Annotated in this window: 1 protein-coding gene; it reads left to right on the top strand. The window is 71.0% G+C overall.

Annotated elements, in window-relative coordinates; all coding sequences use genetic code 11:
• Nucleotides 1–464: 464 nt before the first annotated feature.
• The gene (locus I53_RS15360; protein WP_043352168.1) at nt 465–1,697 is read left to right on the top strand and encodes a transglycosylase SLT domain-containing protein; all 1,233 of its coding nucleotides are present in this window, start codon (nt 465–467) and stop codon (nt 1,695–1,697) included.
• The last annotated feature ends 219 nt before the right edge of the window (nt 1,698–1,916 follow it).

Raw genomic sequence — 1,916 nt, 5'->3', positions numbered from 1 at the left:
CGGGCGCGATGGCCGGAGGATCGAGTTGAGGTTCTCCTCGGGCTTGGACCGCCTGCTCCTGGGGGCGCGATGACGCGGGCGCCTGTCCGGCCTGCGGGCGACCCCGCTCCGCCACGGCCCGTGCTCATCCGACGCCGAAGCCTCCGCCGCAGCCTACGCCGCGGCCATCCGGGCCCATCGTCAGCGCGATGCACCAAATTATCGATCCATTAACCATAATCGCTGACCGTTACGTCACTGTCACAGGCCGTGGTTGGCGCTGGTGGAAAAGCTGTCGCCCGGCACTTGTCATTTCCGGTCTGGAGCACGAAGCGGCAGGGTTAACCCTTCGTTGACTGTGCCACGCTTGGATCACGGGGCCGTCCCATTCTGGTCACGGCCGGCGTCGATAGGGCCGCCGCTTCCGAAAAAACCCGGCCGTCAGAGCCGGGCGGACGCAAGGACCGATCTGAAGAGGACCAATGATGGGGGTTTTCCCGGAGCCGGCGCGTTGCGCCGACGACGTGAGCCGACTCGTGCCGCCGACCCTGAACGGCACGGGCCATATCGAGGATGAAGCCGTGGCATGGCTGCCGCGGGCCGGACGCGAGACAGGGCGCCGGTCACTTCGCCGCACCGGCCTCGGCCGGATTTCCGGGACGCTGGCCCTGGGGCTCGTCGCCGGGCTCGGCCTGCCGCAGGCCGCCTTCGCGCCGGCGTATTTCGCCCCGGCCGCCCAGGCCCACGACCGGATCGACACCAGCCCGCGCGCCGCTCAGGGGCTCGCGCAGACGGCTTCCCAGCCCGCGGCCCCGGCCGTCGCGCCGGAGGAGCCTGTCCAGAACACCTGGAACGGCCTGCCGGTTCCCGAGCAGGAGCCCGCCACCACGGCGCTGATCCAGGAAGACCTCGCGGCCCTGCCGCGGGTGACGCAGGAGCAGGGTCAGGACGCGGTCAAGTTCGGTGAGCGCAGCGTGCCGCGCAAGGTGGTCGACACGATCGTCAAGGCCTCCGACGAGGCCGGCGTCGACCCCGTCTACATGATGGCGCTGGCCGACAAGGAATCGAGCTTCGACACGGAGGCGAAGGCGGCGACCTCTTCGGCGGCGGGCCTGTTCCAGTTCGTGGCCCGCACCTGGCTGGAGATGATCCGTGATTACGGCGCTCGCTACGGGCTCGCCGAGGAGGCCGCCGCCGTGAAGGGCCGGGGCGCCGCGATCACCGTCACGGGCAGCATGCGCGGCCGGGTGCTCGGCCTGCGTAACGACCCGCGCGTCGCCGCCCTGATGGCGGCCGAGCTGATCAAGCGCGACCGTGAGCGGATCGAGGCCCGGGTCGGGCGCGCGCTGACCACGACCGAGCTGTACCTCGCCCATTTCCTCGGGACTGCGAGCGCCGGGCGCTTCCTGTCGCTCTCCTCCGAGAAGCCCGACGAGGTCGCAGGGCGCGAGTTCCGCACCGCGGCGCGGGCCAATCGCAGCCTGTTCACCGCGAAGACGGGCGGCAAGCGCCGGAGCCTGACCGTCGCGGAACTGCACGGACGGATCGACGACATGATCGACCGGCGGCTGACCCGCTACCAGGGCGTCGCGGCGGTCGCCGAGGCGCTCGACAAGGGCCAGTCCCAGAACGAGATCGTCAGCGCCGAGGAAACGGCGCCGGTGGCCGGCAACCGCCGCGTCGAGGTGACGGAGGCGTTGCCGCCGGACGGCGTGTGAGGATCGCGCAGGGGAAGCGGATCCTGTTGAGGCGCTCGATCGTCTCAATCGGGGCGCGGGGGGGCTCCAACGCGCCNTCCGCTCCCTTCAGGTCAGGGGACCCGCACCCGAATCCGGGGCTCCGGCGCCGGAGCAACCGATGATTTTCGCCAATCCGGGTGGGCGGGCGCGGCCCCTCGGGATGACGTCAAGCCAAGCCGATCCGCTTCAATGGCCCCG

This window comes from Methylobacterium sp. B1 (genome assembly GCF_000333255.1).
GTDB classification, from domain to species: domain Bacteria; phylum Pseudomonadota; class Alphaproteobacteria; order Rhizobiales; family Beijerinckiaceae; genus Methylobacterium; species Methylobacterium fujisawaense.
This window is presented reverse-complemented; position numbering and strand designations above follow the sequence as displayed.